The following is a 24,242-nucleotide window of genomic DNA, read 5'->3' as shown; positions in this document are numbered from 1 at the left end:
ACTCAGGAGCGCTGTCGTTTGTTGCGGCGCATGCGCAGAAACTCATCCAGCACCAACAAGGCAGCGCCGCAGCTAATGGCGACGTCGGCAATGTTGAAGGCTGGAAAGTAGGACTGATTCCAGTAAAAAAGCAGGAAATCCACAACGTGACCATGCATCAGACGATCGACCACATTACCTACGGCCCCGCCCAGAATCAGGCTCAGTGACAGGCAGAACAAGGGCTGTTTGGCGGATCGACGCAGCATGGTCACGATAAACACCGTGGCAATGGCGGCAATGCCGACAAAGAACCAGCGTTGCCAGCCCTGGCCGCCGGCCAGGAAACTGAACGCAGCCCCGGGGTTGTAGAGCAGGGTGAAGTCAAAAAAAGGCAGGATGTTCCAACGTTCCTGATAGAACAGGTTGCTGTCGAAATACTGCTTGGTCCACTGGTCCAGGCCTACGATCAAGGCGGCCAGACCAATCCAGGCCCAGAACTGCCGGGAGGGCAGTCGGGCCTGGTCGGGAGAAGAGGCCATGTCCTGATCAGGCATGGTGACGCACTTCGCCTTCGCCAAACAGATTGTCCTCGCAACGACCACACAGGGTGGGGTGCTCGGCGCTTTGGCCTACGTCAGGGCGATGGTGCCAGCAGCGCTCGCACTTGGCCTGTTCGGTAGGGGTGACATCAATGCGCAAGTCGCCTTCGCCAGCGTGCACGTCGGCACGGGAAACGATCAGCATGAAGCGCAAGTCTTCGCCCAGGGAGCGCAGGAATTCCAGATCCTGATCTTGGGCGTAGATGTCGATCTCGGCAGCCAGGGACGAACCGATGGCGCCGGTGCTGCGTACATCTTCAATACGACGCATCACGTCGGCACGGATGGCGCGCAGACGCTGCCATTTGGCGCTAAGTGCCGACTGCTCGCCTTGCTCGGGCAAGGCATGGAACAGTTCGGTGAAGATGGTGCCGCTAGGAACCGAACCACCGTGCATGTCGCGCCAGGCTTCTTCCGCCGTGAAGGACAGGATAGGGGCCATCAGCTTGAGCAGTGTCTGGGTCAAGTGATACAGCGCGGTCTGAGCCGAGCGGCGGGGCTGACCCTCTTTAGCGGTGGTGTACAGGCGGTCTTTCAGAATATCCAGGTAGAAAGCCCCCAGATCTTCAGAGCAGAAGGTTTGCAAGCGGGCCACGATAGGATGGAATTCGTAGCGCTTGTAGTTCTCCAGCAGGTCGGCCTGCATGTCGGCGGTCATTTGCAGGGCGTAACGGTCGATCTCGATCAATTGATCAACAGGCACTGCATGTTGGGTGACATCGAAGTCGGCCAGGTTACCCAGCAGAAACTTCAAGGTATTGCGGATACGGCGGTAGCCTTCCACAACACGCTTCAGAATTTCATCGGAGATGGACAGCTCGCCCGAATAGTCCGTGGAGGCGGCCCACAGGCGCATGATTTCGGCGCCCATCTTGTCGGCAATCTCTTGCGGCTTGATGATGTTGCCCAGCGATTTGCTCATCTTGCGGCCATTGCCGTCCACCACGAAGCCGTGAGTGAGCAGGGCTTTGTACGGTGCGCGACCGTACAACATGCAGCCAGTCAGTAAGGAGGAATGGAACCAGCCACGGTGTTGGTCCGAACCTTCCAGGTACAGATCGGCAGGCCATTGCAGCTTGTCGGCGTGCGAACCGTGCGTGGTGTGATCCTTGCCGCCCAAAACGGTGGCGTGCGTGGTGCCCGAGTCAAACCACACGTCCAGCGTGTCGCGGTTTTTCTCGTACAGATCGGCCTCGTCGCCCAAGAGCTCACGCGGGTCCAGGTTCTGCCAGGCTTCGATACCGTTTTTTTCGATGCGTTGAGCGACTTGTTCCATCAGCTCGGGCGTGCGCGGATGCAGCTCACCCGTTTCCTTGTGTACAAAGAACGCCATGGGTACACCCCATTGACGCTGTCGCGACAAGGTCCAGTCAGGGCGGTTGGCGATCATGGCATGCAGGCGGGCGCGACCCCAGGAGGGGTAGAACTCGGTGTTGTCAATGGCTTCCAGCGCCATCTCGCGCAGCGTGCGGCCACTGCTGTTTTCCTTGTCCATGCCGGCAAACCATTGGCTGGTGGCGCGGTAGATAATGGGGGTTTTGTGGCGCCAGCAGTGCATATAGCTGTGTGGGTGTTGCTCGGTCTTGAGCAAAGTGCCAGCGTTTTGCAAGGTTTCCACGATTTGTGGGTTGGCCTTCCAGATCAGCTGACCGCCAAACAGAGGCAGATTGTCAGCGTAGTGCCCATTGCCCATGACGGGTTTGAGCATATCGTCGTCCTTCATGCCGTGGGCTTTGCAGGAGATAAAGTCCTCAATACCGTAGGCAGGGGCCGAGTGAACCACGCCAGTACCGCTGTCCAGGGTGACATAGTCGCCCAGGTACACGGGGGAGCGGCGCTGATAGCCAGCATCCACCTTGGCCAGCGGGTGATCAAATTCGATCAGGTTCAGGGCTTCACCCGTCGTGGTGGCAACAATCTGGCCGGTCAGCCCCCATTGTTCCAGACAGGATTTAACCAGATCCTCAGCTACGATCAGCATGGAGCCAGTCGCGCGTGCCGTGTCCAGTTTGACCAGGGCGTAGCGGATTTCGGGGTGGACGTTCAGCGCCTGGTTGGCAGGGATGGTCCAAGGAGTGGTGGTCCAGATGACGATGGCGCCATCGTCCACGTTGCTTACGCCAAAAGCGCTCGCCAATTTGTCTTTCTGGGCGAAGGGGAAAGCCACATGCACGGATGGGTCGGTGCGATCCGCGTATTCAACCTCGGCTTCTGCCAGGGCCGAGCCACAGTCAAAACACCAGTTCACCGGTTTCAGGCCACGAAAGACGAAACCCTTTTGCATGATCTTGGACAGCGCGCGCAGCTCGTCGGCTTCGTTGCTGAAGTTCATGGTCAGGTAGGGATTCTCCCAGTCCGCCAGCACGCCCAGACGTTTGAAGTCCTTGCGCTGGCTCTCGATCTGTTCCAGCGCGTAGGCACGTGCCTTGGCCTGAACGTCGGCCACAGGCAGGTTCTTGCCGTACTTCTTTTCAATCTGAACTTCAATGGGCATGCCGTGGCAGTCCCAGCCAGGCACATATTGCGCGTCAAAGCCAGCCATGTTGCGGCTCTTGACGATGATGTCTTTCAAAATCTTGTTGACCGCGTGCCCGATGTGAATGTCACCGTTCGCATAGGGCGGGCCGTCGTGCAAAATGAACTTGGGACGACCGGCGCTGGCTTGCCGAATTGCTGCATAGACTTTGTTTTCTTCCCACTGGCTAATCCAGCCCGGCTCACGTTTGGCGAGATCACCACGCATGGGAAAAGGCGTGTCGGGCAAATTGAGAGAGTTTTTATAGTCCATTTGAAGCAAAGTAGTCGCGAGCGCGTTGTGCATCGTTGTCGATGGCAGCGATCATTGTGATGAGGTCAGGGAATTTTTCTTCGTCCCTGACAAATTCCAGAAATTCTATACGGGCAAGTTTACCGTAAGCATCCAGGCGTTGGTCCAGTAAATGCACCTCCAAGAGCAGCCGTCCCTGGTCGATGACGGTTGGGCGCACGCCCAGGGAGGCAATGCCGGGCAGAGCCTGCCCGGCCAGTCCGTGAACGCGAACCACGTACACGCCCGAGCGGGCGGCACAGTGCTCAGGGACACGGACATTGAGTGTCGGGTAGCCAATATCCCGGCCCAGCTTCTGGCCATGAATGACATGACCACTAATGTGAAAAGGTTTGCCCAGCAGCGCACGGGCGCGGTCCAGTTGACCGACGGCCAGGGCGGTGCGCACTTCCGAGCTGGAAATGCGGCGGCCATCGGCATCGGCCACGTCGTGCAAGGTCTCGACACTAAAACCATGACGTTTGCCCGCTTCGCGCAACATCTCAATGTCGCCGGCGCGTTTGTGGCCATAGCGGAAGTCTTCGCCCACCAGTAGCCAGCCCGTATTCAGGCCCTGAACCAGAATGTCTTCAATAAAGGTTGCTGCCGACATGTCGGCCATGGCCTGGTTGAAACGGGCCAGATAAATTTGTTCAATGCCGCACTGGTGCAGGGCCTCGACCTTGTCCCGCAAGCCGCTGATTTGCGTCGGTATCAGTTCGGGCCGTTGGCCGCGCTGCGCGAAAAAGGCGCGTGGGTGCGGGGTGAAGGTCATGACACAGGAGCTAAGACCTTGCTGGCGGGCCACGTCATTGACGCGGTGCAAGATGGCCTGGTGGCCCAGATGCACGCCGTCAAAATTACCAATGGTGACCGCGCTGCGGGCCGTGCTGTTGCGCCGTGGCAGAGAGCGATAGAGTTTTAGATCAGATTTCACAAGCGAGAGTTTACAATTTTGGATTCGTTATTTCTCGGGAAACAGGATTTTGACCGATTCCACCGTACCTTGTCGCCTTGTTGTGCTTATTTCAGGCCGCGGCTCCAACTTGCAAGCCATAGGCGAACTGATCAAGACAGCGGGCCTAAATGGCCGTATCGAGGCGGTCATCTCTAACAAGGCCGATGCGCCCGGATTGGCATGGGCACAGCGTCAAGGGCTGCCTGTCCAGACCGTTTCGCATCGCGAATTTGCAACACGCGAGGCCTTTGACCAGGCTTTGGCGCGCGTGATTGACCGCTACCAGCCAGATTATGTTCTACTGGCAGGATTCATGCGCATCCTGAGCACCGATTTTGTTCAGCACTATGCAGGCAAGCTCATCAATATACACCCATCCTTGCTTCCCAGCTTTCCCGGTTTGAATACCCATCAACAGGCACTTGACGCAGGCGTGCAGTTTCATGGCTGCTCGGTGCACTTTGTGACCCCTGTGCTCGATGATGGTCCCATCATTGCCCAGAGCATTGTGCCTGTCTTGCACAACGATGATGCACAAACCTTGGCAGAGCGCGTTCTGGCCACTGAACATCACGTCTATACCGAGGCCGTACGCTGGCTGATCGAGGGGCGCGTGCGTTTGCATGCCGATGGCCGTGTCGAGGTGGCCGGTCTTGCGCATCGCGGCTTTTATTTCCCCGCCTGATTTAAGCGGGTTATTTGGAATTTTTGAATATTCATGTCTGATCACCAACAATCTCGCGGCCGCTCGGACCGCAAGCGCCCCTCCTCGACGGACCAACGTAACGAGTCTGGAGCGCGCGGTCGTCCTTATGCAGCACGCCGTGACAAACCCTCGGGCCCACCCGAGCCGGGAGCGATGGCACAGCGTCGTCTGGAACAGGTTTCCAGTGCCCTGGGTGAAGTTTTGCAATGGAAGCATCCCGCCGACCTGGCTTTGACCCGCTGGGCCCGTACACGCCCCAAAATGGGCTCGCGTGACCGTGCCGAGATTCGTGAAGCTGTTTTCGACGTATTGCGTCACTTGCGCCAGTACCGTAATTGGGCAGAAAGCGGCGTGGGCCCGTCCACCCGTCGTCTGGCCATTCTTGGCCTGTCTACCGCGATGGGGCAGGAATCTCTGGCGCTGGGGCTGACACAAGAAGAGCGTCAGTGGCTGAGCCATATCCGTGCCCTGAACGTAGACGGTTTGCCAGTTGGCGTGCGCCTGAGCCTGCCTGAGTGGCTGGAAGAGCGTCTGAAAGAGATTCCGGACTCTTACAAACTGATGGCCGCCATGAACGAGCAGGCTTTGCTGGATCTGCGCGTCAACCCCATGAAAGCCGAGCGCGACACCGTGCTGCGCCAGTTGCAAAACGGTCCCATGGCCCGATTCAAACCGGTTGCCATGCCTTTTTCGCCCTGGGGTATCCGAATTGAAGGCCGCCCCTCTGTCGCTGTATGGCCACAGTATGAAAAAGGTGAGCTGGAAATTCAGGAAGAGGGCAGCCAGTTGCTGACCGCCTTGCTTGAGCCCCGTCGGGGCGAGATGGTCATCGATTACTGCGCGGGCGCTGGTGGCAAATCCCTGCTCCTGGGAGCCCTGATGCGCTCCACAGGCCGCCTGTACGCCTTTGACGTGTCGGCCACGCGCCTGAACAAGGCCAAGCCGCGGTTTGCCCGCGCCGGTCTGTCCAATGTGGTACCGGTGGTCATTCAGGAAGAAGGCGACCAGCGTGTTCGTCGCCTGCATGGCAAGGCTCACCGTGTGTTGGTGGATGCACCGTGCAGCGGATTGGGAACTTTGCGTCGAAATCCTGATCTTAAATGGCGTCAACACCCGCAGGCTCTGGAGCAGTACACTCAGATGCAGGCCGACATTCTGGAACAAGCCGCCGCTTGTGTTGCACCAGGAGGTCGTTTGGTTTACGCAACATGCAGTTTCTTGCCCGAGGAAAACGAGCAACAAGTGCAGGCATTCTTGGACAAACATCCCGAGTTCCGACTGCTGGACGCCCGGGAAATATTGAAGGACAAATGTCCGGCCCTTGCGCTAGAGGGGCCTTATTTAAATCTGCGCACGGACCGTCACCAGACAGATTGTTTCTTTGGTGCGGCACTTGAACGAATCACGGAAAGTGCTTGATTTAAAGCAAGTTCGTCCTTAAATAATGTTATTGTTAAGGGGTTAGGTGAGCTACACTTTTCCAGTTTCCCTTAACAAAAATCAGGTCTAAAAGGGTCTATGCAATCGTTTCTTTCTTTTCTAGCTGACGGATGGCTGCAACTGTCTTGGTGGCAGCTTATTCTCGTTATTTTGGCGATGACACATGTCACTATTGTGGCAGTGACCGTATTTCTTCACCGCAGTCAGGCGCACCGTGGGCTGGACCTGCATCCAGCGCTGATGCATTTCTTCCGTTTCTGGCTTTGGATGACCACTGGCATGGTCACGAAGGAATGGGTTGCGATTCACCGCAAGCACCACGCCAAATGCGAACGTGAAGGCGATCCTCATTCCCCCGTTGTCTTTGGCCTGGGCCAGGTGTTTTTCCGTGGCGCAGAGCTTTACCGCCAGGAAGCCACCAATCCGGAAACCCTCAAGCGTTTCGGTCACGGTACCCCCGATGACTGGCTCGAGCGCAACCTGTACAGCAAGTACAGCATGCTGGGTATTACCATCATGCTGGGTATTGACCTGTTCCTCTTCGGCCTGCTGGGTCTGACTGTCTGGGCGATCCAGATGGCCTGGATTCCTTTCTGGGCAGCCGGTGTGGTGAACGGTCTGGGTCATGCGATCGGTTACCGCAACTTTGCCAGTCCCGATACCAGCACCAATGTGTTCCCGTGGGGCATCATCATTGGCGGCGAGGAACTGCACAACAACCACCACGCTTACGGTACATCGGCCAAGTTCTCCAGCAAATGGTACGAGTTTGATCTGGGCTGGTGCTATATCACGGTGTTCAAGGCACTGGGGTTGGCCAAGGTCAAGAAGGTGGCTCCCAAGCTGCGTCTGGAACCGAGTGTGCCGTCGAATGCCCCCGTGGAAAGTATCAGTCTGTCCACCCTGCAAGGCGTGATCACGCACCGCTACGAAATTTTGGCGCGCTATGCGGACATCATCAAAACCACCGCATCGGAAGAGATCGCCCGTTTGAAGCCACAGGTGAACAAAGACAATCCCAATTGCTCGTGGGCCTTGTTGGAAAGCTGCAACGACTGGATCGGTCGTGGCGACGATGTTCTGGCCCCTGAGCAGCGTGCGGAGCTGGAAAATGTGGCAGCGGGTAACTCGCGCCTGTCCATTCTGGTTCGCATGCAGCGTGAGCTGGCCGGCATCTGGGAGAGTTCCAGCGCATCGAGCGAGCAGTTGCTCGCGGATCTGCGCGCCTGGTGCCAGCGTGCTCAGCAAAGTGGCATTGACAGTCTTGAGCAGTTCGCCTTGCGTCTGCGCCGCTACGCGGCATGATGGATCGCTTAAACCCGGAACAGCGAGCCGCCGTCACCTTACCCTCTGGCCATGCCTTGGTGCTGGCCGGAGCTGGTAGCGGGAAAACCAGTGTCCTGACCTCCCGAATGGCCTGGTTAATCCAGACCGGGCAGGTCAGCCCACACGGCCTTGCTGCTGTTACCTTCACCAATAAAGCCGCGCGCGAAATGCTGACGCGGCTTACTTCTTTATTGCCCATCGACACCCGCGGTATGTGGGTGGGAACCTTCCACGGTCTGTGCAATCGCTTGCTGCGCATGCATTATCGCGATGCCGGGCTGGTACAGACATTCCAGATTCTGGATACGGCTGACCAACTGGCCTCTATCAAGCGCCTGGTCAAGGCCAATAATATTGATGACGAGAAATTCCCGCCCAAGGAAATCCAGAAATTCATCAATGCTTGCAAGGAAGACGGCCAGCGTCCTGGAGACCTGGACGCCCACGATCCCCACCGTCGCCGTCTGATCGAGCTCTATCAGCTGTATCAAGATCAATGCGAACGGGAGGGCGTCGTAGACTTTGGCGAGCTGCTGTTGCGTGCCTACGAGCTCCTGTCTCGTAATGCCCCTATTCGCGAGCATTATCAGCGCCGTTTCAAGCACATTCTGGTCGATGAGTTTCAGGACACCAACGTCCTGCAGTATCGTTGGCTGCGCTTGTTGGCGGGTGAGCAGGCCAGTTTGTTCGCCGTGGGTGATGATGACCAGTCCATCTATGCGTTCCGTGGTGCGAACGTGGGCAATATGGCCGACTTTGAGCGCGACTATGCTCGTGGCAATGTGATTCGTCTGGAGCAGAACTACCGCTCCTGTGGTCATATTCTGGAATCGGCCAATGCGCTGATCGAGAATAACAGTGGCCGTCTGGGCAAGAATCTGTGGACGGATAGTGGCGAAGGCGAGCTGGTGCGCATCAGCGAGCTGGCCTCCGATGCTCTGGAAGCGCAATGGATTGTGGATGAAGTTCGCGCCTTGATTGCCGAGGGCAAGCCGCGCCGCGAGATTGCCATTTTGTATCGCAGCAATGCCCAGTCGCGGGTCATTGAGCACAGGCTCTTTTCCCAGGGGCTGCCCTACAAGGTGTATGGCGGCCATCGCTTCTTCGAGCGCCAGGAGATCAAACATGTGCTGGCGTATCTGCGTTTGATGGATAACGCGGATGACGATACGGCGTTTTTGCGTGTCGTGAATTTTCCCACGCGCGGAATTGGCGCCCGCTCTGTTGAGCAACTGGCCGATTTGGCGCGTGAACGTGGTACGAGTTTGCTGCGGGCCATTCCTTATCTGCAAGGGCGTGCAGCAACAAGTTTGATGCGTTTTGCCACGCTGATTCAGGATATGGCCAGCCAGGCACAGATTTTGTCCTTGCCCGAGCTGATTGAGCATGTGGTTCACTACAGTACCTTGCTGGCTCACTATCAGGCTGACCGTGAAGGCGCTGAACGGCTTGAGAACTTGCAGGAACTGGTGAACGCAGCCACCGTGTTTGTGGGTGAGGAAGGATTTGCCGAACTGCCTGCAGGCCGTGTTCCTGAAGCTGTGTCCGGTGAGTCCGAACAGGCAATGCAAAATCCGGAGCAAGCGGCAGCCTCTGTACTGGCACCCATGTCGCCCTTGGGCTCCTTCCTGACCCATGCTTCGCTGGAAGCGGGCGACAATCAGGCACAGGCGGGTCAGGATGCGATTCAGTTGATGACCATCCATGCAGCAAAAGGACTGGAGTTTGATGCAGTCTTTATCACTGGTCTGGAAGAGGGGCTTTTTCCTCATGAAAACAGCCTGTTTGACCCAGGTGGGATCGAGGAGGAGCGTCGCCTGATGTACGTGGCGATTACGCGGGCGCGTCAGCGTTTGTACATTACCTTGGCGCAAAGCCGCATGTTGCATGGACAAACGCGTTACGCCATGCGCTCTCGTTTTCTGGAGGAGCTGCCGGAACAACACATCAAGTGGTTGTCGGCGCGTTACACCAGTTCGCCCATGCAGTCTGAAGCCAGTTCGGGTGCGTTCCGTCGTGGCCAAAGTTGGGAGTCCAAGGACAAGAGCTACTCGGCTCAGCCCTATGGCGGTCGTAGTCACACCAGTGTTCTGGAGGTGAACGGTCAGACCTTCCGGGTCGGGCAGGGCGTGCACCACAATCGTTTTGGTGAAGGCACCATCATCAACCTGACCGGTCAGGGGGAGGATGCACAGGCTTTGATCCAGTTTCGCGAAGTGGGAAGCAAGACCCTGGCCTTGGCGATCGCCAAGCTGGATACGGTTAGCTAAGCAAGAGCCAGACAGGCCATAGCAAACTGGGGGCCCCCGCAATGACGGGGGCTTTTTTAATGCTCTGTGCCTGGAGCACCGCAAGCTCCTCTACCTTGGCCTATGAGTCTATCTCCGTCTTTGTTTCTTTCTTTTGGCCTTGGGCATGAGCAGGTTTTTTGATCCTGTACGAGTCTACGTCTGCATCTGAACAGGACGATGAACCCGGGCCTGACCCTGAAACCGAACCCGGAATGCGCTTTAAGCCGGTCCCCATCTGGGACGGCAACTTTAATCTCATCCCCAGTCCCACTCCCATTCTGACGCCTGGCCCAGGTCCTGGCCATGGCATTCACCCCAGCCTGAACCAGTGCTTGGGGTCTGGAGCTGATTTTCAGCCTTTGCTCCCCGTGTTTAAGCCGTCACGCCCAGCTTGTACGTGCTGATAAGGCAGACCACTCTTGAACCTTCTGCCATTACGGTCAGATAGTGTGCATTTTTGTCGAGCATACGACTCCCATCCTGGTCGGTTTAGTGTCTGTCAGCGCGCCACGTCAAGCGGATGGATAAAAGTCTAGCCTTCTTCCTCGGACGGATGAACGACTGCTCGATTTTCTAAAGAACCTTGTTTAGCGCGGGTTTCCGCGCGTTCGTCCTTGCCCTTAAATCTCAATCCAAGCGTTATATATAAGGGTTATATTTTCTAGTTATAAAATGGGTGCCCCCATAAAATCGAAGCCTAAATTAATTACAGTAACAAACATACATGGAGGCGATCATGGAACCTAGCAATCTTTCACGTCGGCGCATGCTTTTGTCGACAGGCGGGGTGATGGCCCTGGCTGGTACCGCAAGTCTGACCCCTTTGTCAGCCGCTCTGGCTCAGGAAAAGGCTAAAACGCAAGCGAAAGCTCTGCCGGCCTATGCGTCCTGGAAACATGCCGACAGTTTGATCGTGCATAGCGCCAATACGATTGAAACTAAACGCAGCGCCTTTGGCTCCGGTTTGATTACACCGCTGGATCGCTTGTTCGTACGCAATAATGTAGCCCCTCCGTCCGAGCAGATCGTGGCTGATCCGGATGCCTGGGTATTGTCCATCAAGGGGGTGAAGAACCCACAGGACATGACCGTGGCCCAGCTCAAGCGTCTGGGTCTGGTTGCCGTGCCGATGGTGCTGCAGTGCTCGGGTAACGGCCGTGCCTACTTTCCTGAAAAACCCAGCGGCACCAAGTGGACCGTGGGTGCAGCAGGCTGTGTCGTGTTCTCGGGCGTACCTGTCAAGGCTGTGCTGGAAGCTACCGGCGGAATGGACGCCGGCGCTAAGTACATGACGGGTACCGGTGGGGAGGATATTCCAGAAGGCCTGGACCCCAATACCATCATGGTGGAGCGCTCACTGCCGCTGGAAGCGATTGATGACGCTATTTTGGCCTGGGAAATCAATGGTCAGCCCATTCCCCTGGCTCACGGTGGCCCATTGCGTTTGATCGTGCCGGGTTACACGGGCGTCAATAATGTCAAATACATCAAGCAACTGGCCTTTAGCAAGGACCAGTCGGCTGCCAGCATTCAGCAAAACAGCTACCGCATGACGCCTATGGGCGAAAAGACCAATGTGAATCAGGAATCGGTGTGGGAAATGCCGGTCAAGTCTTGGATCACCAGCCCGAACGGCGAGCCTGGCGAAGACCTCAAGGCAGGACTCGTACAGATTCAGGGCCTGGCCTTTGGCGGCATGTCCGCTGCCAAGGAGGTGGAAGTGACGGTGGACGGCGGCAAGAACTGGGTCAAGGCCCAGTTCGTTGGACCGGACCTGGGCAAGTATGCCTGGCGCCAGTTTGTGGTGGGCATGGACCTGAAGCCTGGTCAATATGAAATCGCCAGCCGCGCGACCAGTGAAGCCGGCACGGTTCAACCTGAGGAGCGCGTGGCTAACAGCCATGGCTATTTGAATAATAGTTGGCGTGACCACATGTTGGCGGTCACCGTTGTTTAAGTATTAAATGTTGTAGCCACCCCGACACGTCGGGGTGGGTTCGGAAGGAAATCATGAAGAAATACCTCGTTGTTGCTGCTGCCTGTTTGTTTGCTGTTGCAGGTCAGGCCCATGCAGATGAGCAAGGCAAAGTTCTGTTTAGCAGCGGTGCCAAACCTATTGCCTGTGCGGTTTGTCATACCTTGGCCGATGCCGGTTCTGCCGGTGCCATCGGCCCTGATCTGGATGAGTTGCAGCCCTCGAAAGAGCAAATCCTGAAAGTCATGAAAGAGGGTATGGGTGCCATGCCCTCGTTCGCGCAGACCTTGAGCGACGAAGAGCGCGACGCCATCGCGACCTACGTCAGTTCCGTAGCAGGACAGTAAAACCTGCGATTGCCCCTTGGGGCAGATCTGGCCGCCTTACCCTTCAGTCTCCTGTTCAGGAGGCAGAAATTCGGTAGGCGGTTTTTTGTTGGCATTGTGATGGAGTACGCGCGCTGGACGACCTTGATCGTCCAGCCAGATTTGGCCCAGCCCTGACCCATTCCAGACGCGCTCACCATGCTGGCGTTGATCGGGCAGGCGGGGTGTGATGCTCAAGTCACGCCGTTGCGTAAACCAATTCAGCGGCGAGCGGGGCGAGTAAAGCCAACGGTTGAGCCGATCCAGCCAGTTGAGCAAACCTTCCGGAAATTCATTTTTAATGCCGCTGCTGGTGACCTGCCAGATATGCGGGATATGTTTGCTATGGCGCACCTGCACGTCGTAGACAAATGAATAATGCACATCACCGGACAAAATGACGTAATTGCCCGGCGTGCGTGAATGCCGGAAAATATTGAGCATGGTGTTGGCGGCTCCGCGGTGGGCCATCCAGTTTTCCGCATCTACTGTCAGCGCAAAACCGGCGTACGTGCAGATTCTTTGTATGACCTCAATCAGTTTGACGCCAAACATAGGGGTGGGCGAGACAATGACCGCAGCGCGTTCATCCAGCAACTCGTGCTGTAGCTCGGTCAGGGATTCCCAATCCATCAGGCCGGAAGGACGGCTGGGCAAGCGGCGGTTGTGCCAGCGGCGTGTACGGGTGTCCAGTACGATCAGCGTAGGCTGAGTGCGCAGCACATAGTCCCATTGACGGAAATCCAGCAGCTCTTTGATCAGGGCGTCCTGGGTCGCATGGTCCATGCGATGATGCTCGTCTGGCAAACGTGTCCAGGCGTTGACGGTGTCCAGAACGGGCTCAAAGACATCAGGACGGTTGCCCCAGGCCTGACACAACATATACGCCACCAGCGCATTGCCCACGATCTGACGAGAAAAAGGGTGGCCGTAGGCCGTGCTTTCCCATTTGGCCGACAGGTTCCAGTCATCGGTAATGTCGTGGTCATCAAAAATCATCAGTGTCTGTACATGCGCCAGCAAGCGTGCCGCTTGGGGCAGGTCCTGACGAAAACCTTCTAAGGCACGCGATTCACGTTGCCAGCGCTGATGGTGCTCAGCGGAGAGCTCTGGCGGAGTGGGCTCGCCAATGATTTGCCAGGCAGTGGGGGACCAGACCAGCAAGTACATGGCCAGGACTTCGGCCAATGTCACCAGGTGATTGTGTGCATTGGCGGTAGTGAAAATGGGTTTTTCCACACCGCCGAAGAAGCGCTCGCGCAAATCTTCATTGGACTTGAAGGCAGGCAGCAGATCAGCCCGCCGATAATAGCTGGCAGGGTGGCGGTAAAGAGATTCGCTGTCGGACACGACCGCGCCTTCCAGATATTCCCCGAACAATCCCAAGCGTTCAATCAGTGCATGGATGGCTGCCAGCATTGGGCCTGCCACATCGTCGGCATAGATCTGATCGCCAGCCAGCATCAGTAAAGCGGGCCGCATATCGGCGTGGCTGATATGTTCGCTCAAGACCCGGTCGGCTTGTGCTAAGCCGTCGCGGGACGCGTGATGCGGCTTGCGGCAAGAGCCAAACATCAGATTGTCAGCGCGGCTGGACAGCACCAGGCTGGGTCGGGTTTGGCCTTGATGCAGCAGGTGAGGGGCCCAATCTGCGATGTTTTGCTCCGTCTCACACGCTGAGTGCAGAATCAGGTCGTAGAAAACAAGCGTATCCAGGGGCAGCGGGTCGGCAAGCTGCACATCAATGAAGTGGATAAAGGCGTGCTTGCCAATGGGCACGATACGGCATTGCCCGGCATCCAGTGCAATGCGATGGGCAGGGGCGCCTTGCGGTTCCAGAAGCAGTTCCAGCGACAGGGCTGAGCTGCCAACCAGCCACAAATTCAGACGTTGCGCATCGAGACGACGCAAAATAGGGCCGGCCAGCACGGGCGGCAAGTTCGAGGAGGAATGGGAGAGATTCAAACGGGTTACAGCCAGAATCAGAAAGGACAATGGACAGCATTATGCGCATAAAGTTGCACGTTGGGCGGTGTCATTGTGTGCGGGGGGCGAGGATCGGGTGCGGATGTAGGCTTTTGAGCACAGAGATGCAGATGGCGGACACCATCTGCCTGATGGGCTGTTGTGGGCAGGATGAGTAGGGTTTGGCGGCGCGGCGGTTTAGCTGTTTTCCAGGGCGGGAGTGGCCTGCAAATAAGCGGTGACTTGCGAATCGAGCTCATCCTCATGTACGACACGAACAGGAAAACCCAGTTTCTTGCTCAGCGGGGCGACGAATGCATTCAGGGAAAAGGCCATCAAGGCATTGTTCACGACCACCAGGCTGGCCGCACAGCACAGGCGTAGACGATCGCGATTGTCTTTGATCCATTGAGAAAATGCTTCTGCGTCATTGTCAGGTCCGTCTGACGCAGCTCCCGGAAGCTCGCGTGTCAGCAGCACAAAGCGCTGACCCTGTTCCAGCAAGGCTTCCAGTTGCTCTTTCCAGTTGGAAGGAGAGTCGTTCGAGATCCAGATACGGGGAAAATCCTGTGTTGCAAGGTGCATGGTCAAGTTCTGATGTGGTCGGTTGAGGGGATAAAGGTACGTAGTGGGGCGTGCTGGCTCTGTCTGCGTCGCCAGCAGTGTCGCAGGGGCAAAGCTCTTATCGATCAGGTCGACTCAAGCCTGCCGCCCGATTTCCTCCAGGGCTTCCTGAATCTCCAGCCATTCTTCTTCCAGGGCTTGGTGCGTTTTGCTCAGCTCGCCATGCTCGCTCATCAGGGCGGGGCGTTGATCCTTGTAGCTGTCTGAATAGAAGTCCGGGTCCTGCATCAAGGTATCCAGCTCGTGCAGACGTTGCTGGGTTTTTTCCATTCCGGCTTCCACTTTTTTCAAGCGGCTTTCCAAGGGTTTGCGTTGCTGTGCCTGGCGTTGGCGTAATTCCGCTTCCTGCCTGCGTTGGGTTTTGCGGTCGGTGCCCTCATTGCCGTTATCGTTCGCTCGTGCTTCTTGACGCGCTTCCGAACGTGATTGCGCACTGCGGGCCAGTAGCCAGTCGCGGTAGTCTTCCAGGTCGCCATCAAACTCCTGAACCTGGCCATCGGCTACGATCCAGAAAGAATCAACGGTAGAACGCAACAAATGGCGATCGTGCGATACCAGCAGCACGCTGCCACCGTAATCAGCCAAGGCCGTCGCCAGGGCTTCACGAGTATCCACATCCAAGTGGTTGGTGGGCTCGTCCAGCAGAAGCAGGTTAGGTTTTTGCCAAACAATCAGGGACAGGGCCAGACGCGCCTTTTCACCACCCGAAAAGGGGGCGGTCAGGCTGGTGACCATATCACCGCTAAAGCCGAAGGAGCCGAGGTAGTTGCGCAGCTCCTGCTCGCGCACATCTGGTGCCAGCCGCGCCAGATGCTGCAAGGGAGTCGAGTCGGGATCAATGGAATCGAGCTGGTGCTGGGCAAAGTAACCAATCACGAGCCCCTTGGATTCCAGGCGTTCGCCTGTGACGGGAGCCAGCTTGCCGGCCAGGGTTTTGACCAGCGTGGACTTGCCCGCACCGTTCATCCCCAAAATACCCACCCGGGCGCCGCCCCGCACCATCAGACGTACCTGGCTCAAAATAGGCTTGTCTTGTCCAGGGTAGCCCAGGTCGGCCCGATCCAGCGTCAGCAGTGGGTCAGGGGTGTACTCCGGTGAGGGCAGGCGAATCGATACGCTGGAGTCGTCACGCAAGGGTGTCAAGGTTTGCATGCGTGCCAGGGCCTTGACCCGGCTTTGCGCCTGCTTGGCCTTGGTGGCCTGAGCCTTGAAGCGGTCAATAAAGCTTTGCAGACGGGCGGCTTCACGAGTCTGGCGTTCGTACGCAATCTGACTTTGCTGTACGCGTTCGGCGCGTTGCATCAGAAAGTCGTTATAGCCACCCTTGTAGCGAACCAGTTTGCCTTGGTCTACGTGCAGAATCGAACGAGCCACTGCATCCAGAAATTCGGTGTCATGCGAAATCAGCAAGACAGTGCCGGGATAAGAACCCAACCAGCGCTCCAGCCAGAGCATGGCGTCCAGATCCAGGTGGTTGGTGGGCTCGTCGAGCAAGAGCAGGTCCGAGGGGGCCATCAATGCGCGTGCCAGTGACAAGCGCATTTGCCAGCCGCCGGAGAACTCGCGTACCGGCAGCATCCACTGATCGGGACGGAAACCCAGCCCTGCCAGCAGTTGCTCGGCACGCGAGGGAGCCGACCAGGCATCGGCCTCGATCAGCGCATTTTCCAGCTCAGCAATGGTCTGGCCGTCGCTGTCAGGGGTATTGGCACGCTGTTCCTGCAAGGCTCGCAGACGTTCGTCACCATCGATAACGAATTCGCGGGCGGGGCGGTCACGGTCCGGGATGGTCTGGCGCACACTGGCCACTTCCCAGACCTCAGGAATGCTCAGGTCGCCCCCGTCCAGGTCCAGCTCGCCTTGCAGCAAAGCGAACAGCGAGGACTTGCCTGCGCCGTTCTTGCCCACGATACCCAGACGCTCGCCTGGGTTAACGATGAAATCGGTATTGTCCAGCAGGACTTTGACGCCGCGACGTAGCGTAATTCCAGTAGCGCGTATCACGGGGCCAACTGCTCCCGGCTTAACAGGAGAATCTGGTCTTCAGCGGTTTCCGTGCTTAGCCAGATCGGTTCCAGCTCCGGGAAGGCGGCAACAAAGTTGTCATACTCATTGCCAATTTCCAATACCAGCACGCCTTCGGGGGAGAGGTAATTGGGCGCGGCTTCCAGAATGCGCCGCACCAGATCCATGCCGTCATCGCCTCCCGCCAGGGCCAGTTGCGGCTCGTGACGGTATTCCTGCGGCAGGTTCTGCATGGACTGCTCATTCACATACGGCGGATTGCAAATGATCAGGTCATAGGCGGTTTGCGGCACCTGGTCGAGCAGATCGCTCTTGAACAGGCTCATGCGATCGTTCAGTCCGAAGGCATCAATATTTGACTGGGCCACTTCCAGCGCGGCATCGGACAGATCGACGGCATCGACCTGCGCCTGGGGGAATGCCAGTGCCGTCAAGATAGCCAAGCAACCCGAACCGGTACATAAATCCAAGGCGCTGTAGATGGCATCGGGGTCGGCAATCCAGGGCTGGAGCTGCTCGGCCAGCAACTCGGCTATCGGAGAGCGCGGTACGATGGTGTCGGGCGTGACACGGAAGCGATGACCTTGCAGCCAGGCCTCACCCGTCAAGTAGGCTGCGGGAACACGCTCATTGCAGCGACGGGCGATCAGGGCCAGATAGGCAGTGCGCTCGGACTCCAGAACAATGGCATCCAGATAGGGGTCCAGCGTGTCCAGCGGCAGGTGCAAGGTATGCAGCAGCAGATAGGCAGCCTCGTCCCAGGCATTGTCACTGCCGTGGCCGAAGGCCAGTTCACAGCGGTTGAATTGGCTCACGGACCAGCGCAACAAGTCGCGCACGGTGCGCAGCTCCTGCTGGGCGTGGAGCAGGGAGGAATGATCGATGCAAGGGCTTAACAAAGCAGGGATTCCAATGTACGGCGATAAATGTTTTTAAGAGGCTCAAGATCAGCAATGGCAACATGCTCGTTGATTTGATGAATGCTGGCGTTGAGCGGGCCAAATTCGACCACTTGAGGGCAGATTTTAGCGATAAAGCGACCATCTGAGGTGCCACCGGTGGTGGACAGATCCGTTTCCAGACCGGTTTCAGCTTCAATGGCCTTGGCCAGGGCCTGGCTCAGAGGGCCGGCCTCTGTCAGGAAAGGCTCGCCGCCCAAGGTCCAGGTGAGCTGGAAATCCACGCCGTGACGGCGCAAGATGGACTCCACTTCCGCCTGTAGACCGGCAGGAGTCTGCTCAGTAGAAAAGCGAAAATTGAAGTGGACATCCAACTGGCCGGGAATCACATTGCTGGCGCCAGTTCCGGCGTGGATGTTGGAGATCTGGAAGCTGGTGGGGGGGAAATCGATATTGCCAGCGTCCCACATGCGATCGGTCAGTTCATGCAGTGCAGGAGCGAACACATGCAGCGGGTTGATGGCCAATTGCGGGTAGGCCACATGGCCTTGGCGGCCCTTGACGATCAGGTGGCCTGACAGCGAGCCGCGACGGCCATTTTTGATGGTGTCGCCCAGTTGGCGCGAGCAGGTGGGTTCGCCCACAATGCAGTAGTCCAGCTGTTCGTCGCGCTCTTGGAGAACACGGCAAACATGCACGGTGCCATCGATAGCCGGACCTTCTTCATCCGAGGTCAGCAGCAATGCGATCGAGCCTTTGTGTGCAGGATGGGCGGTGGTGAACTCCTCGACGGCATGAAGGAAGGCCGCAATTGAGGCCTTCATGTCTGCGGCACCGCGGCCATACAGCTGACCATCGCGCACGGTAGGCTCGAAGGGGGGCGAATCCCAGGCCGCTTCCGGCCCGGTAGGCACCACATCTGTGTGGCCTGCAAAAACAAACAGGGGGGCCTGGGTGCCACGGCGGGCCCACAGGTTCGAGACCGGGCCGCTGGGCAAATGTTCCAGCTTAAAGCCAGCTTGCTCCAGGCGGGCACCCAGCCATTGTTGACAGTGTGCGTCCTCGGGGGTGACTGAGGGACGGGCAATCAAGGCTTTAAGGGTATCAAGTACAGAATTGTCAGTGCTCATGTTCAGGCGCGAAGTAAATCGTTAATACTGGTTTTGGCGCGGGTACGGGCATCCACACGCTTGACGATGATGGCGCAGGCCAGGCTGTACAGGCCATCGGGCGAGGGCAGCGAACCCGGCACGACGACCGAGCCGGCAGGCACGCGGCCTTGATAAATTTTGCCCGTTTCGCGCTCGTAGATCTTGGTGCTTTGCGACAGGAATACGCCCATGGCCAGCACCGAATTTTCTTCTACGATTACGCCTTCCACCACTTCAGAGCGGGCGCCGATAAAGCAGTTGTCCTCGATAATGGTGGGATTGGCCTGCAAAGGTTCCAGGACTCCGCCAATCCCTACGCCCCCTGACAGATGGACATGCTTGCCAATCTGGGCGCAGGAGCCGACGGTGGCCCAGGTATCGACCATGGTCCCTTCCCCGACATAGGCGCCGATATTCACGAAAGAGGGCATCAGCACTACGTCGGGGGCGATATAGGCACCTTGGCGTACGACGGCGCCGGGGACGGCGCGAAAACCGGCTTGGGCAAAGGCGGCCTGGTCATGTTGCTCAAACTTCAAAGGCACCTTGTCATAGAAGGGAGCGGGCTCGCCAGCCATGACGCGGTTTTCCTTGATTCTGAAAGACAGGAGAATCGCTTTCTTGACCCAGTCATTGACCTGCCATTGTCCGTCAATCTTTTCCGCCACGCGCAGGGAACCGTAATCCAGCTTTTCAATCACGGTATGGATGGCCGTGCGCAGTTCAATGCTGTGTTCTTGGGGGGAGAGGGAAGCTCGCTGTTCCCACGCCGATTCGATCAGACTTTGGAGGTCGCTCATAGGCTAGGCTCTGTGTGAATTCAGGCCGTCATTGGCAGTATCGGGATACAGAAGGCGCATGATGCGCGGCTTACCACCGCAGCGGCCGAGCTTGAATGGAGGCAACAGGATAACCGAGTCTGCCCCATCCAGGTACGGTTTTATGGCTTTCTCTAGTGCTTTTGAGGGCCTGATGCGGCCGTTCTGGGCTCTGGCTGGAGTCGTGTGCGCGTTGCCGGGCTTGGTGGATAAGAAAAAGCTTGAACCTGATAGCAGGTTTACCGGGAGGAGTGCAGACGTTCTTCTGAGATTATTTTTTGAGTTTTTGCATTCTTGTTTTCCGATAATTTTTTATTGACTCGCCATTTTCGCTTATTTCAGTTATTTCATTGGTGCTGGTGGGGATTATTTATCTATGCTGTGTGCGTAAATAAATATTTCCAAAGACTAAAAAATAAGTATGAAAAGCGGAGTTGGTATTAGCCACCCATCAAGAGTTTTTCACGAAGCACAAGGATGTCGCCTGATAGTTGAGCTTACCGGATATCCGATCTTCCTCTGTGTGGCACGTCAAAAAAGGCTTGCAAGCTTTTTGCAAAAGGGACATGTCAGGGTTTTACAGAGCAATGACCTTGCGTTCCCCGTGCAAATCGAATTGGTTTCGTTTTTTACATTTTATAAGATGTAGGGGTTTTTTATCTGCCTAGAATGACGACGAAGACAGTGTTGTTAATAGCATTTTGCTTTTAATGTCTCATTCGAATGGAGGGGTTATGAGATCAATTCTTTTATGGCTCTTGGGTGTACCTATCCCTATCATCATTTTGTTGGCTTTGTTCTGGCACTGAGGTGCTTGCGATCACAATCCGGAATAAGGAATCATCATGGCTACAACGCAATTTGGTTCAGATGCAGGTTTGGGTACGCACGCCGTAGCGGAGTCCTCGCATTCAGCGGTATCGTGGGGCGCCGTCATTGGAGGGGCCGTCATCGCCGCTGCCATGACCGTGACCTTGCTGGTGGGCGGGACGGGTCTGGGATTCATGGCGATCTCTCCTTGGAACACTGATGGGGCCTCGGGCACCACGATCGCTATCGGCACAATTGTCTGGTTGTTCCTTACACAGATCATTGCTTACGGGATGGCGGGCTATATAACCGGTCGCCTGCGCACCAATTGGACGGGTGTGCATGGTGACGAAGTCCATTTTCGCGATACGGCACACGGTTTCCTGGTCTGGGCTGTCAGTGCCGTCGTCAGTGTGTTTCTGCTGGGTTCTGGGGTGGCATCGCTGGTGTCGGGCACCGCTCAAGCCGGCGCCAATCTGGCCGGGGCTGGGGTAGGCGTTGCCTCGGCGGTGGTGGGGCAGGCGGGTAAGGATCAGATGCAGGGGCCTGGCCTGGGTTACTTTGCCGATAGCTTGCTGCGTCCTGCTGATCCGGCTAATGCACCGGCGCAAACGGCCAATCCAGAGCGTGAGGTCAGTCGTATTCTGGCTCGCAGCCTGGCCGAAGGTCAGGTGTCTCAGCAGGATCAGGACTATTTGCTGAAGCTGATTGCCAATCGTAGTGGTTTGACGCCCGAGCAGGCCAAAGAGCGTCTGGATTCGGTGCAGCAGCAAGCCAAGGAGGCGGCCGAAAAGCTGGAACAACAGGCGCGTGAAGCGGCAGATGCTGCTCGCAAGGCCGCTGCCGCCTTTGCCTTATGGGCCTTTGCCTCGTTGCTGGTCGGTGCGTTTGTGGCGAGCCTGGCCGCAACCATAGGAGGACGGGCGCGTCTGAAGCTCTAAACCGGGTGGTCGGGACGGCGCGCGAGCTCCGTTCCCGTATTCATCCATACAAGGCCCCCGACTCCTGAGCGACCGGGGGCTTTTTTTTGGATCATTGAGCATTACCGGGGAAAGCGGCGCGGATGTTGAGGAAGAAGAACTCATGGACTCGGTAAGCGTAGGCACGCCGCTTAATGAGCTTGATGGTGTTGTTGAAGCCCTCAACGATACTGGTGTTGAGGCGATGTCGGCATGCGGCCAGAATGCCATGCAGATAGCCTTTCGGGCACTGGGCGAAGGTGTTTAAGAGGGTTATTTAACTGTGCTCGGCCTGCTCGCAACAATGATGCCAAGTTTGTTTTGCCCAGGCAGATCTTCGGTAGAACCAGAGTCGCTTGAGTTCGTCCAGCAGGACATAGACCCTCAGCAGACCCCTGCATCGGCGCACACTGTTATTCAATGGTGCCGCCTACCGCTTAGCGATGCTCTCGCTATATGACTTGCCCAGGAAAGCCTCGTTCTACATTGATTCCTTTGCTGCGCGAACTTGTGTTTTTTTGTTCCGTAAGGCTATATGCAGCGCTTGGGACGCTGGATTTTTACCTATACTGAGCAACACAGAATAAACAGGAGTAGGGCAGCATGACAACAGAGATTGCAGTGGTCTTGGGTCTGGCTTTAATAGCGATTGTCTTGTTTGCTACCGAAAAACTCAGAATAGATGCCATTGCCTTGTTGGTGTTAAGCACCTTGGCAGTGCTGGGCCTGGTGACTCCTGAACAGGCGGTGGGTGGGTTTAGCAATCCGGCCACCGTAACGGTGGCTGCCATGTTTGTGCTGGCAGCGGGCCTGCAAAATAGCGGAGCACTCTCGGGAATTGGAGATTTGCTCAGCAAGGCCCGCTCACCGTTCCAGTTTTTACTGGTGTTGTTTCTCGTTCTGGCTGTGATTGCCCCGTTCGTCAATAACACCGCGGTGGTGGCGGTGTTCATTCCCATCGTGATGGCTGCCAGTGTGCGTATCGGGATGTCGGCTTCCAAAGCGCTGATTCCCTTGTCTTATGTGTCGCAAATGGCGGGGGTCTGCACCTTGGTCGGTACGTCCACCAACCTGCTGGTCAATGCCATTGCCCGTGATCTGGGTCATCCCGGCTTTACCATGTTTGAGTTCACCGCCCTTGGTGTGATCTGCATGGTGGTCGGCTGTATTTACTTGCTGACAATAGGACGCTGGTTATTGCCTGACACGCGCGCGGGTGAGCTGGTCGAGCAATATGAATTGGGCAAGTACATTACCGAGCTGCGCGTGATGCCCGACTCGTCTTTGATCGGGCAGTCTGTGGGGGACGCCAAACTGGGCGAGCAGTACGGGGTATTCGTGCTGGAGCTGTTGCGAGGCGATACCAAAGTGTGGGGGCCGCGCGAACAGAAGATTGAGGCGGATGATGTGCTCTTGGCGCGCGGTGACTGGACCAAACTCGACGAGTTGCGCAAAGAGGCGGGACTGGAAGTGGACCCGCAATTCAAGCTGGAGCAGCAGTCGTTTGAGCAGGTGGACCAGGTGTTGACTGAAGTCATGATCGCTCCCCGTTCACGAATCAGCGGGCGCACCTTGGGTAGTCTGGGACCGGGCTGGCACAAGAATGCGACGGTGCTGGGCATACATCGTCGTGGTCAGGTGTTGCGTGAGCAATTGCGGGCGGTACGTTTGCAGGTGGGCGACATTTTGTTGATGTTGACCCCCGCGGCTGAAAAAGCGGACTTGCGTTCGGACAACAACATTATTGTGCTGTCTGAACGGGAGGCGGAAAAGGAGATGGGCTGGCGCGCTCCCTTCGCGCTGTTCACCATGGCTTTGGTGATTGCAATTCCCGCCCTAGGCTGGGTACCTATCAGCATTACTTCCTTGGTGGGGGCGGTGGCCATGACCCTGGCGGGCTGCCTGAAGGCGGATGAGGTGTACGACGCGATTGACTGGCGCATCATCATCCTGATGGCCGGTTTGTTGCCTTTGGGCCTGGCCATGAGTGAGACAGGGGCTGCTCAGTTTCTGGTTGAAAACACGGTGGGTCTGGTCAAGTCATTTGGACCCTTGACCGTGCTGGCGGTGGTGTACATGATGGCGCTGCTGTTGACCGAATTCATGAGCAATGCCGCAGCGGCGGTGTTGCTCACGCCGATTGGCATGTCCACGGCCAAAATGATGGATGTGGACCCTACTCCATTTCTGATTGCCGTTACCTTTGCCGCCTCGACCAGTTTTGCCACGCCCGTGGGGTATCAGACCAATACCATGGTCTATGGCGCCGGGGGTTATCGTTTTGCCGATTTTCTCAAGGTAGGCGTGCCCCTGAATCTGATCTTCTGGGTTCTGGGCGTCGCACTGATTCCTGTTTTCTGGCCTTTTTAAGCGCAAGGCTGGCGACCGCCTCACGAAGGGCCTGGCTCATGTCTTGCTTCCCTTCAAAGAGACGCGCGCTTCAGGTTTGTCAGTTCGCCCGTTGGGCACCTGATTGTATCGAGGCAGAATAGGAGGACCAGCGCCCGGGCATGATAGTGTACCGAGGGGTTTGGGGGCGGGCT

Annotated in this window: 17 protein-coding genes and 1 pseudogene; 8 read left to right on the top strand and 10 right to left on the bottom strand. The window is 57.0% G+C overall.

The window, feature by feature from the left end; genetic code table 11:
• Positions 1-2 precede the first annotated feature (2 nt).
• From lspA to V6936_RS06715, 3 genes are read right to left on the bottom strand one after another with little or no spacing between them, the layout of a single operon-like run.
• Positions 3-536 (bottom strand): signal peptidase II, encoded by a 534-nt coding sequence (lspA, locus tag V6936_RS06725; RefSeq protein WP_003801453.1) that lies wholly within the window; start codon positions 534-536, stop codon positions 3-5.
• A complete protein-coding gene (ileS, locus tag V6936_RS06720; protein ID WP_336579621.1) occupies positions 529-3,369 on the bottom strand; it encodes an isoleucine--tRNA ligase in 2,841 nt (946 codons plus the stop codon). Before ileS ends, lspA begins: the two co-directional genes overlap by 8 nt.
• Positions 3,359-4,324 (bottom strand): bifunctional riboflavin kinase/FAD synthetase, encoded by a 966-nt coding sequence (locus tag V6936_RS06715; RefSeq protein WP_003801451.1) that lies wholly within the window; start codon positions 4,322-4,324, stop codon positions 3,359-3,361. Before V6936_RS06715 ends, ileS begins: the two co-directional genes overlap by 11 nt.
• A gap of 49 nt (positions 4,325-4,373) precedes the next feature.
• Between V6936_RS06715 and purN the strand changes: the two genes are divergently transcribed.
• From purN to sorU, 6 genes are all read left to right on the top strand, one after another.
• A complete protein-coding gene (purN, locus tag V6936_RS06710; RefSeq protein WP_003801450.1) occupies positions 4,374-5,030 on the top strand; it encodes a phosphoribosylglycinamide formyltransferase in 657 nt (218 codons plus the stop codon).
• 174 nt (positions 5,031-5,204) lie between these two features.
• The gene (locus V6936_RS06705; RefSeq protein ID WP_003801449.1) at positions 5,205-6,470 is read left to right on the top strand and encodes an RsmB/NOP family class I SAM-dependent RNA methyltransferase; all 1,266 of its coding nucleotides are present in this window, start codon (positions 5,205-5,207) and stop codon (positions 6,468-6,470) included.
• Between the two features lie 99 nt (positions 6,471-6,569).
• Positions 6,570-7,796 (top strand): DesA family fatty acid desaturase, encoded by a 1,227-nt coding sequence (locus V6936_RS06700; RefSeq protein ID WP_003801447.1) that lies wholly within the window; start codon positions 6,570-6,572, stop codon positions 7,794-7,796.
• The gene (locus V6936_RS06695; RefSeq protein ID WP_336579620.1) at positions 7,793-10,087 is read left to right on the top strand and encodes a UvrD-helicase domain-containing protein; all 2,295 of its coding nucleotides are present in this window, start codon (positions 7,793-7,795) and stop codon (positions 10,085-10,087) included. Before V6936_RS06700 ends, V6936_RS06695 begins: the two co-directional genes overlap by 4 nt.
• Before the next feature lie 757 nt (positions 10,088-10,844).
• On the top strand, positions 10,845-12,065 hold the full coding sequence (gene sorT / locus V6936_RS06690; RefSeq protein ID WP_193353490.1) for a SorT family sulfite dehydrogenase catalytic subunit: 1,221 nt from the start codon (positions 10,845-10,847) through the stop codon (positions 12,063-12,065).
• 53 nt (positions 12,066-12,118) lie between these two features.
• Positions 12,119-12,430 carry a SorU family sulfite dehydrogenase c-type cytochrome subunit gene (sorU, locus tag V6936_RS06685; RefSeq protein WP_003801444.1) on the top strand — a complete coding sequence of 104 codons (312 nt, stop codon included), beginning with the start codon at positions 12,119-12,121 and terminating at the stop codon, positions 12,428-12,430.
• 36 nt (positions 12,431-12,466) lie between these two features.
• Here sorU and V6936_RS06680 read toward each other — a convergent pair whose 3' ends face one another.
• The 6 genes from V6936_RS06680 to dapD all read right to left on the bottom strand — a co-directional run bounded on the left by V6936_RS06680 (position 12,467) and on the right by dapD (position 19,912).
• On the bottom strand, positions 12,467-14,413 hold the full coding sequence (locus V6936_RS06680) for an alkaline phosphatase D family protein (RefSeq protein WP_336579619.1): 1,947 nt from the start codon (positions 14,411-14,413) through the stop codon (positions 12,467-12,469).
• Positions 14,414-14,611: 198 nt separating this feature from the next.
• Positions 14,612-14,998 (bottom strand): hypothetical protein, encoded by a 387-nt coding sequence (locus V6936_RS06675; protein WP_219235940.1) that lies wholly within the window; start codon positions 14,996-14,998, stop codon positions 14,612-14,614.
• A 114-nt stretch (positions 14,999-15,112) separates the two neighbouring features.
• Positions 15,113-17,041 (bottom strand): ABC-F family ATP-binding cassette domain-containing protein, encoded by a 1,929-nt coding sequence (locus V6936_RS06670; RefSeq protein ID WP_003801439.1) that lies wholly within the window; start codon positions 17,039-17,041, stop codon positions 15,113-15,115.
• On the bottom strand, positions 17,038-17,961 hold the full coding sequence (gene prmB / locus V6936_RS06665) for a 50S ribosomal protein L3 N(5)-glutamine methyltransferase (RefSeq protein ID WP_240208809.1): 924 nt from the start codon (positions 17,959-17,961) through the stop codon (positions 17,038-17,040). The genes V6936_RS06670 and prmB overlap by 4 nt, the downstream gene beginning before the upstream one ends.
• Entirely contained in the window at positions 17,955-19,091 is a 1,137-nt protein-coding gene (dapE, locus tag V6936_RS06660; protein WP_003801435.1) for a succinyl-diaminopimelate desuccinylase, read from the bottom strand. The genes prmB and dapE overlap by 7 nt, the downstream gene beginning before the upstream one ends.
• A 2-nt stretch (positions 19,092-19,093) precedes the next feature.
• The gene (dapD, locus tag V6936_RS06655) at positions 19,094-19,912 is read right to left on the bottom strand and encodes a 2,3,4,5-tetrahydropyridine-2,6-dicarboxylate N-succinyltransferase (protein WP_003801431.1); all 819 of its coding nucleotides are present in this window, start codon (positions 19,910-19,912) and stop codon (positions 19,094-19,096) included.
• Between the two features lie 863 nt (positions 19,913-20,775).
• Between dapD and V6936_RS06650 the strand changes: the two genes are divergently transcribed.
• Entirely contained in the window at positions 20,776-21,681 is a 906-nt protein-coding gene (locus V6936_RS06650; RefSeq protein WP_336579617.1) for a hypothetical protein, read from the top strand.
• A 91-nt stretch (positions 21,682-21,772) separates the two neighbouring features.
• Here V6936_RS06650 and V6936_RS06645 read toward each other — a convergent pair.
• Positions 21,773-22,096 (bottom strand): annotated as a pseudogene (locus tag V6936_RS06645) (transposase); the annotation flags it as partial.
• 206 nt (positions 22,097-22,302) lie between these two features.
• Here V6936_RS06645 and V6936_RS06640 point away from each other — a divergent pair.
• Positions 22,303-24,069, top strand: coding sequence for an SLC13 family permease (locus tag V6936_RS06640; protein ID WP_003801424.1), 1,767 nt, complete (start codon positions 22,303-22,305; stop codon positions 24,067-24,069).
• The last annotated feature ends 173 nt before the right edge of the window (positions 24,070-24,242 follow it).

It is taken from the genome of Alcaligenes sp. CHO6, assembly GCF_037120595.1.
Taxonomy (GTDB): Bacteria; Pseudomonadota; Gammaproteobacteria; order Burkholderiales; family Burkholderiaceae_B; genus Alcaligenes; species Alcaligenes ammonioxydans.
This window is presented reverse-complemented; position numbering and strand designations above follow the sequence as displayed.